General features: G+C 43.0%; 7 protein-coding genes and 1 pseudogene. 3 read left to right on the forward strand and 5 right to left on the reverse strand.

Annotation, left to right across the window (positions count from 1 at the left end; all coding sequences use genetic code 11):
* Nucleotides 1-378 precede the first annotated feature (378 nt).
* The 3 genes from hflC to bcp all read right to left on the reverse strand — a co-directional run bounded on the left by hflC (nt 379) and on the right by bcp (nt 3,084).
* Nucleotides 379-1,266, reverse strand: a complete 888-nt coding sequence (gene hflC, locus QZ106_RS08010) for a protease modulator HflC (RefSeq protein ID WP_295976278.1) — start codon at nt 1,264-1,266, stop codon at nt 379-381.
* On the reverse strand, nt 1,266-2,531 hold the full coding sequence (hflK, locus tag QZ106_RS08015) for an FtsH protease activity modulator HflK (protein WP_295976279.1): 1,266 nt from the start codon (nt 2,529-2,531) through the stop codon (nt 1,266-1,268). Before hflK ends, hflC begins: the two co-directional genes overlap by 1 nt.
* Nucleotides 2,532-2,610: 79 nt before the next feature.
* Nucleotides 2,611-3,084 (reverse strand): thioredoxin-dependent thiol peroxidase, encoded by a 474-nt coding sequence (bcp, locus tag QZ106_RS08020; protein ID WP_021616263.1) that lies wholly within the window; start codon nt 3,082-3,084, stop codon nt 2,611-2,613.
* A 138-nt stretch (nt 3,085-3,222) separates the two neighbouring features.
* Here bcp and dapA point away from each other — a divergent pair, with 138 nt between their 5' ends.
* Nucleotides 3,223-4,116 carry a 4-hydroxy-tetrahydrodipicolinate synthase gene (gene dapA, locus QZ106_RS08025; RefSeq protein WP_290521959.1) on the forward strand — a complete coding sequence of 298 codons (894 nt, stop codon included), beginning with the start codon at nt 3,223-3,225 and terminating at the stop codon, nt 4,114-4,116.
* Between the two features lie 100 nt (nt 4,117-4,216).
* A complete protein-coding gene (gene bamC / locus QZ106_RS08030; protein WP_295976281.1) occupies nt 4,217-5,227 on the forward strand; it encodes an outer membrane protein assembly factor BamC in 1,011 nt (336 codons plus the stop codon).
* A 774-nt stretch (nt 5,228-6,001) separates the two neighbouring features.
* Here the strand turns inward: bamC and QZ106_RS08035 are convergent.
* Nucleotides 6,002-7,528 carry a catalase gene (locus QZ106_RS08035; protein ID WP_295976283.1) on the reverse strand — a complete coding sequence of 509 codons (1,527 nt, stop codon included), beginning with the start codon at nt 7,526-7,528 and terminating at the stop codon, nt 6,002-6,004.
* A gap of 238 nt (nt 7,529-7,766) precedes the next feature.
* Between QZ106_RS08035 and QZ106_RS08040 the strand changes: the two genes are divergently transcribed.
* A complete protein-coding gene (locus tag QZ106_RS08040) occupies nt 7,767-8,096 on the forward strand; it encodes a multidrug efflux SMR transporter (RefSeq protein WP_048750207.1) in 330 nt (109 codons plus the stop codon).
* Between the two features lie 184 nt (nt 8,097-8,280).
* Here the strand turns inward: QZ106_RS08040 and QZ106_RS08045 are convergent.
* A pseudogene (locus QZ106_RS08045) lies at nt 8,281-8,625 on the reverse strand (dioxygenase); the annotation flags it as partial.
* Nucleotides 8,626-8,729: the final 104 nt, after the last annotated feature.

The raw sequence follows: 8,729 nt of genomic DNA on the forward strand, positions 1-8,729 counted from the left end.
GCTTGTGAAAGCTGGCAACCGTGTTTATTTTTTAGTAAATCGTAGCGTGCAACTTGTTGCACGAAATCATGAATGCCAGAAAGGGTTAAATAACGTACCGTGCGTGGTTTGGTCGTGCATCAAGATGCACGCTACGCATGAAATGCGTGAATTACGTATCGAGGTTAATCATTCGTGCAACAAGTTGCACGCTACGAGGGAGGACTCCATACGCATCCCGTATGGTTTTTATAGTCAGACTTTGACTGGCTATAATAAAAGTGCGGTGAGATTCTGAAAAATTTTCAAAAATCTCACCGCACTTTTTTATTATTTACGTAAGCCGCCCTTTATTTTTGGAGGTATCTGCACAATGCAGGGCGGCGATTTTATGTTTGATTATTTACTTGGCGATTGCATAAAACGGAAGAAATCACTGTCCGGTTTAAGAATTAACAAGTTATCGGAATTAGCAAAGCTATTTTCATAGGCTTTAAGGCTACGAATGAAACTATAAAATTCCGGTTCTTTACCAAATGCTTCTGCAAAAATCTTCGCGGCAGTGGCATCCCCTTCCCCGCGTAATTCTTGGGCAGTTTTTTCTGCATTGGCGATAATCAACGTCACTTTACGATCCACGTCTGCTTGAATAAATGCGGCTTTTTCTTTACCTTGCGAACGGTGTTCACGAGCAACTGCATCACGTTCTGCACGCATCCGTTGGTAGATGGAAGAAGAGACTTCATCCGGCAAGTTAATTTGCTTAATTCGCACATCAAGCACTTCAATGCCTAGCTCGGCTGTGCTGTCTTGTCCGGTATTTAATGCTTTTTTCGCACCCGCCATCAACTCACCGCGAGTACCCGATACAATGTCTTTAATGGTGCGCGAACCGATTTCAGAACGCAAACGGTCGTTAACTTTACGGCGAAGCAAATTAGAGGCTTGTGTATAGTCACCACCGCCGGTAGAGGTGAAGAAACGACCGAAGTCATTAATGCGCCATTTCACATAGGAATCCACCAACAGGTCTTTTTTCTCCACGGTAACAAAACGATCTGCTTGTCCGTCTAAGGTTTGCAGGCGCGCATCAAGCACCTTAATGTTGTCAATAAATGGGAGCTTAAAATGTAACCCCGGCGTATAAATAGCCACTTTGTTGTCGGCATCGCGTTGTACTTTGCCAAAGCGTAACATAATGCCTCGCGTGCCTTCGGTGACAACCACAATGCTGGAATACACCACAGCAATCATAATAAAAATGATCGGTAATACAAATTTACGCATTAGTAAGTTCTCCCTTGACGGCCATTATCTCCTCTTGATTCCACCGGTCTGAGTGTTGTTGCTTGTTCGTGTGGACGAGAAACATTGCTGGAATTGACCGCACTTTGTTGTGTCTCATGTGTTTCATTCGCACTCTGACTATTTGAAGGAACGTTAGAGACTTTTCCTTTCAATAATTGCTCCAACGGTAGTACGGTTAAATTATTGCCGCTACCGCTATCTAGCATCACTTTCGGCGTATTCGCCATCACTTTTTCCATGGATTGAATATACAAGCGCTCCCGGAATACTTCCGGTGCCGCTTTAAATTCCGCTAAAAGCGGTTGGAAACGCTCAACTTCTCCTTTAGCATCTAACACAACGCGATCTTTATACGCAGTCGCCTCTTCCAAAATACGCTGAGCATTACCACGCGCAATCGGCTCTTTCTCACGAGCATAGGCTTCTGCTTCACGAATGTAACGCTGCTCGTCTTCTTGGGCTTTAATCGCATCGTCAAAGGCATCTTTCACCTCTTCCGGTGGACGGGCAGACTGGAAGTTCACATCAATCACTTCTAATCCCATGTTATATGGCTCAATGATCTGATTTAATGCCTTCCAAGTATTTTCACGCACCACTGAACGACCGGTCGTTAAAATATCGTTCATCGTCATGTGCCCAATTACGTAACGCAATGCGCTGTCTGTCGCTTGATTCAAGCTATCATTGGCGTTGACGGCACTAAATAAATATTTCGCCGGATCCTGAATACGATACTGAACGGTCATTTCCACTTTGACCATATTTTCATCTTGCGTCAGCATGGCGCCTTGGGTTTTTAATTCCAATACTCGTTCCACGTTAACCGGAATGACGCGATCGATAAAGGTCGGTTTCCAGTTTAAGCCGGGTTGTTCAATGGAATGAAAATGCCCTAAACGCAAGACAACCCCACGTTCAGCTTCTTTGACCGTATAAAAACCGCTAGCTCCCCATAAAATGACACCTGCCGCAATGGCAATCGGCAACAGCTTACCAACGCCCCCGGAAAAGGCGTTTGATGAATTCGTATTATTTGCACCGCTCTTGCCGCTTAATTTTTTCAATAAATTATTGAAAATATCCTCTAAATCCGGTGGGGATTGTTGATTGTCTTTTTGTGAATTGGAAGAACGATCCCAATTTGAGCGGCCTTCATTTTGGTCGGACGTGTTATTCTCCGATGATTGCCCGTTTTGCTTTGGTTTGCTCCAAGGATCTTGATCCGAACCATTTAACGACATTGTTTTCTCCGTTTGTCAAAAAAGTGTTACAAGTCTAAACAAAATCTCATATTAAGTCTAATGATGTCATTTGATTTTATTATGAATTTGAGCTCAGGTAGTTCAATATGACTTCATGATGCTGGGTTGTTTTGAATTTATCAAAAACCTGTTCAATTTTTCCCTGCTCATCAATTAAAAAACTGACGCGATGAATGCCATCAAATGTGCGTCCCATAAATTTCTTTTCTCCCCACACACCGAATTGTTCGGCGACTTCGTGGGTTTCATCCGATAATAGCATGAAATTTAACGCTTTTTTATCGGCAAATTGCGCTAATTTCTGTGGCTTATCCGGACTGATGCCTAAAATAATAAGATTAAATTTATCCAATTCGGCTTTGCTATCACGTAAGCCGCAAGCTTGTGTTGTACATCCGGGCGTTAAGGCTTTCGGATAAAAATAAACTAGCACTTTCTTTCCACGAAATTGCGCTAAAGAAACCGGCTCACCATTTTGATTTAATAATGTAAATAATGGTGCATCATCACCTCTGTTTAATTGCTTTAACACCGGGGTTAACTCCTCTAAAAAATAAAAAAATTGCTTGCAAATTATGGCTATTTTAGCGATCTTAAGCGAACCTTAGCAAGCAGCCCTCATCTTTCATACTTAATTAGCATAATAGAATAACAATAATCGGAGGCTTTTATGTCAAATGCGCCTTTACTGCAAGGCAGTATCGTTGCCTTGGTCACACCAATGAATAATCATGGCGAAGTGGATTTTGAAAACTTAAAACAACTGGTTGAATATCACGTTCAAGCCGGTACGGATGCTATCGTTTCTGTGGGAACCACCGGCGAGTCAGCGACATTAAGCATTGAAGAAAATGTTAAAGTGATCTTAAAAACCGTTGAATTTGCTGCTGGCCGAATTCCGGTTATTGCAGGCACCGGTGCCAACGCTACCAGCGAAGCTGTGACCATGACGAAATTATTAAATAACAGTGGCATCGTGGGGTGTTTATCTGTCGTGCCTTACTACAATAAACCAACGCAAGAAGGAATGTATCAACATTTCAAAGCCATTGCTGAATGCACGGATATTCCTCAAATTCTTTATAACGTTCCCGGCAGAACCGGCAGCGACTTGCTCCCTGAAACCGTGGGGCGATTATCTGCGATTCCGAATATCATTGGCATCAAAGAAGCAACTGGCGACATTAGCCGCGTGCAAAAGATTAAACAACTTGCCGGAAAAGATTTCTTCGTCTTTAGTGGCGATGACGCTTCCTGTTTAGAAGCCATGAAATTAGGGGCAGAAGGGGTTATTTCCGTTACCTCTAACGTTGCCCCCAAAGCCATGGCTGAAATGTGTCGCTTAGCCCGCCAAGGTCACTTTAGCGAAGCGGAAACCATTAACCAACGTTTAATGCCGTTACACAAAAACTTATTTATTGAATCCAACCCAATTCCGGTGAAATGGGCATGCTATAAACTGGGTCTGATTGCCGATCCAACATTGCGTTTGCCACTTACCCTACTCAGTGAATCCGCCCAACCTGTTGTGCTAGATGCATTAAACTTTGCCGGATTACGCTAAAATATACGCTCAAGGCCGTCATCAGGCCTTGAACGCCTTTATGATTTATCTGTCCAAAACAGACATTTAACTTTTCAGTTGTCATAATCAAGGATAATTTATGAAAAAATGGCTATTAACGGTTGCCGTGATTTCTACGCTAACCGCCTGCTCTGCAAGCAATGAAAGCAAACAACAAGCTGGAGATACCTACCAAAAATCCAATGTGGACTTGCCTCGCCTTAATCCGCTTGCCAGCGGCGGTGTTAAGTTACCAACCGCCAGCACAGAATATCAATTGCCACAGATTAAAGTGAACAAAGATGATAAGGTCGATATTCGCCCACCTTCTATTCCTTTAGCCATCATTCATGATTCCATTACACGATTTGATGGCGAACGCGCGCTTATTGCCTATACGTCGGATCAGCAAAAGATTTACAATTTAAAACAAATTGAACGCCTACTCAAAGAGCAAAATATCCAATACACACGAGAGAATGGAAAACTGCTCACTGATTGGGCTTCCACCGGGCGAAGCGATGATTTGAAAAACACGCAAATTCGCTATCAAATTGAAGAAGTCGATACGGAACAAGCCGCAGCGTTGATGGTTTCTGTTTTGCAAATGAAACGCAATGAGACCATTTACACGCCTTCCATTACGGATAAACAACGGTATGCCTCTGATCGCCTAAATCAACTTATCGGCGAATTAAATGCAGCCTACCAAAAACAACAACAGGATCTGAGTGCATCCACCACTGCGCCTATCGCCTCGCATATCGCAACGGATACCAATGGCAGAACTGCACTCATTCTGTCCGCGGCGTTTGATGCCGCATGGGAAAAATTAGGCGAGACACTCCCAAAACTTGGGTTTGAAATCAAAAAAGACATGAGCGCTCGCGGAATTCGAGAGCTTTATTACAAACCATTATCGCCAAAAGCCTGGCAGCAAATTAGCTCGCAAGCATTACCTAATCTAGGCAAAGGCAGCTATCAAATGCAACTTGCCGCGTTGAATAAACAACAAAGTGCGGTCGTGATTTCAGAAGAAAAAAAATCAGCACTGGCAAATGAGCAAGCGCAAATTATTTATCAATCACTTCAACGTTTACTCAATCAATAACAATCCGCACGTAAAACGTGCGGTTTTTAAATTCCCCTATTAAGCTAAGCGCCTCTACTTCACAAGCTCCTCAAGGGGCTTGTGAAAGCTGGCAATCTTGTCTATTTTTTAGTAAATCGTAGCGTGCAATTTGTTGCACGAAATTGTGAATGCCCAAAAAGGTTAAATAACGTTCTGTGCGTGATTTGGTCGTGCATCAAGATGCACGCTACGAAATCGTGAATTTATGCATTGAGGTTAATCATTCGTGCTAAAGGGGCTTGTGAAAACTAGCAATCTTGTCTATTTTTTAGTGAATCGTAGCGTGCAACTTGTTGCACGAAATCGTGAATGCCCAAAAAGGTTAAATAACGTTCTGTGTGTGATTTGGTCGTGCATCAAGATGCACGCTACGCATGAAATCATGAATTCCACATCGAGGTTAATTATTCGTGCTAAAGGAGCTTGTGAAAACTGGCAATCTTGTCTATTTTTTAGTAAATCGTAGCGTGCAACTTGTTGCACGAAATCGTGAATGCCCAAAAGAGTTAAATAACGTTCCGTGCGTGGTTTGGTCGTGCATCAAGATGCACGCGACGAAATCGTGAATTTACGCATTGAGGTTTATCATTCGTGCAACAAGTTGCACGCTACGACATCGTGAATTACGCATTGAGGTTAATAAACGTCCGCAAAAAGCTGACGATCATATAAAAATAACCGCACTTTTTTGCATTACGGTCAAAAGTGCGGTCAGATTTTCAGACGTTTTTTTATTGTGTACGGTATCGCAGATTACAATAGCCCCGGTTGCCCTAACGCCGGATCCACTTCACGCGCGTTTAACGCATCTTCAACAGTTAAGCCTAATGCTTTGGCAACACCTTCACCATACGCCGGATCACACCAATGACAGTTGCGAATATGACGATATTTGATGAAATCAGGTGCATCCCCCATCGCGGCAGCCGTATTGTTGAATAACGCTTGTTTTTGCTCCGAATTCATTAAATTAAATAATGCACGCGGTTGGCTGAAGTAGTCGTTATCATCGTTACGATAATCCCAGTTCGCCGCATCGCCATTAATACGAAGTGGTGGTTCGGCAAAATCCGGTTGTTGTTGCCATTGATTAAAACTATTCGGTTCATAGTGCGGCAAGCTACCGTAGTTACCGTCCACACGACCAAAACCATCACGTTGGTTGCTATGCACCGGGCAACGTGGACGATTTACCGGAATTTGACGGTAGTTCACTCCTAAACGATAACGTTGAGCATCCGCATAGTTGAATAAACGCGCTTGTAGCATTTTATCCGGGCTTGCACCAATTCCCGGCACTAAGTTACTCGGTGCAAAGGCAGATTGTTCCACATCAGCAAAGAAGTTTTCCGGATTGCGGTTAAGTTCAAACTCCCCTACTTCAATTAATGGATAGTCTTTTTTCGGCCATATTTTGGTTAAATCGAATGGGTGGTAAGGCACTTTTTCCGCATCGGCTTCAGGCATGATTTGTACGTATAACGTCCATTTCGGGAAATCACCCCGTTCAATCGCTTCATACAAATCGCGTTGATGACTTTCACGGTCATTTGCGATAACAGCAGCCGCTTCTGCATCGGTTAAGTTTTTAATGCCTTGTTGGGTACGGAAGTGGAATTTCACCCAAAAACGTTCGCCTGCTTCGTTCCAGAAACTGTAAGTATGTGAACCGAAACCGTGCATATGGCGATAGCTTGCCGGAATACCGCGATCACTCATGACAATAGTGACTTGGTGCAATGATTCCGGCAATAATGTCCAAAAGTCCCAGTTGTTAGTAGCTGAACGCATATTCGTGCGAGGATCACGTTTTACCGCTTTGTTTAAATCTGGGAATTTACGCGGATCACGTAAGAAGAATACCGGCGTGTTGTTACCCACTAAATCCCAGTTCCCTTCTTCGGTATAGAATTTTAAAGCAAAACCACGAATATCACGTTCCGCATCTGCAGCACCACGTTCTCCCGCAACGGTCGTAAAGCGTGCGAACATTTCTGTTTTTTTGCCGACTTCACTGAAAATTTTTGCGCGAGTATATTTAGTAATGTCGTGTGTAACAGTAAAGGTACCAAATGCACCGGAGCCTTTCGCGTGCATACGACGCTCCGGAATCACTTCACGCACAAAATCTGCTAATTTTTCATTTAGCCATAAATCTTGTGAGAGTAATGGACCGCGAGGGCCGGCAGTTAAACTGTTTTGGTTATCGGCAACAGGCGCGCCGTTACCCATCGTTAAAGGCGTGCTGGTTAGATGAGAAAAAGGGCATTTAGCACTCATAGAAAACTCCTTAATAAATAGTATTAGCTTAAAGTAAATATCGCCAAGCATAATACAGAAAGGTTTTACCGATTGAAATCTATTAAATCAATTTGAAAACCCTATTTAAAAAAGAATTACGACAGCGTAATGCAAATTTGCTATATTCCGCTCAAAATTGTCGTTTTTTCATGAACGGTTCAATCGCATTCTAAAGTGCGATCATTTTTTAGAAAGATTTTACAAACGGAGAGAAAATATGAATCCTTGGCTTTTACTGGGTGGCTCTATCGGCTTGGAAGTCATCGCCACCAATTTGCTGAAATTAAGCGATGGTTTTACCAAACCGCTTCCCACCATAAGTGCGTTATTAATTTATGCCTTATCGTTTTATTTGGTCTCCATCGTCTTCCGCAGCCTGCCTGTCGGCTTGGTCTATGCCGTTTGGTCCGGCGTAGGGATCATTTTGACAGCGATGGTTGCCTACTTTGCCTTTGGACAAAAACTCGATATGCCCGCTATGTTAGGAATTGCCCTAATTATTTCCGGCGTGCTGGTGATTAATCTATTTTCAACAACGAATCACTAATTTTCAGAACATAACGTGATTGTTGTCACTTTCAAAGCAAGAAGCGTTCTTATTATGCTTTTTTGGGCGAATCCGTGCGTGAACGGTGCCTCAAACTTGGCAACGGAAAGCGAGATGCCAGCCATCGCTCCGCCCCATTACAATACCAATTTATGGCATTTCAACATAAAGTGTTGCGTTCATTTTAACCCACCAACACAGAGGTCATACTCAATGAACCGGCAATCAAATGATCATTAAAAAATGCCACTTTTTCATCCGGCTCCCGCAGCGCCATCACATACAAGAGAGGCAAATAGTGATCAGGTGTGGGGACAGAAAGCGCCGCACCTTCGCCAAATTGCTCATAATGCACCAATTCATCGTTATTTTGCGTGGTCATTGCGTGATTAATTTGATCACGGAACACATACGCCCAATCATACCCCGCGCCGATTTGATCAATATGTTCCCAGCTTATGGCTCTTAGGTTATGCACAATGTTGCCGCTGCCGATAATCAACACGCCCTGTTCACGCAAAGCACTGATGAATCCCCTAATGATTTTTATCAAAATCATTAAGTTAAGGTAGATACACATCTTGTCATATGATCAAATGGTTTCGCGAAAAATCAATAATCAGACAACAAGAT

This window comes from uncultured Aggregatibacter sp. (assembly GCF_901873365.1).
Lineage (GTDB): Bacteria > Pseudomonadota > Gammaproteobacteria > Enterobacterales > Pasteurellaceae > Aggregatibacter.

What these genes read in the sequence shown, in the direction of transcription:
- hflC (WP_295976278.1), bottom strand. Translation starts at nt 1,266, where the DNA reads ATGCGTAAATTTGTATTACCGATCATTTTTATTATGATTGCTGTGGTG.
- hflK (WP_295976279.1), bottom strand. Translation starts at nt 2,531, where the DNA reads ATGTCGTTAAATGGTTCGGATCAAGATCCTTGGAGCAAACCAAAGCAA.
- QZ106_RS08035 (WP_295976283.1), bottom strand. Translation starts at nt 7,528, where the DNA reads ATGAGTGCTAAATGCCCTTTTTCTCATCTAACCAGCACGCCTTTAACG.
- QZ106_RS08040 (WP_048750207.1), top strand. Translation starts at nt 7,767, where the DNA reads ATGAATCCTTGGCTTTTACTGGGTGGCTCTATCGGCTTGGAAGTCATC.
- dapA (WP_290521959.1), top strand. Translation starts at nt 3,223, where the DNA reads ATGTCAAATGCGCCTTTACTGCAAGGCAGTATCGTTGCCTTGGTCACA.
- bamC (WP_295976281.1), top strand. Translation starts at nt 4,217, where the DNA reads ATGAAAAAATGGCTATTAACGGTTGCCGTGATTTCTACGCTAACCGCC.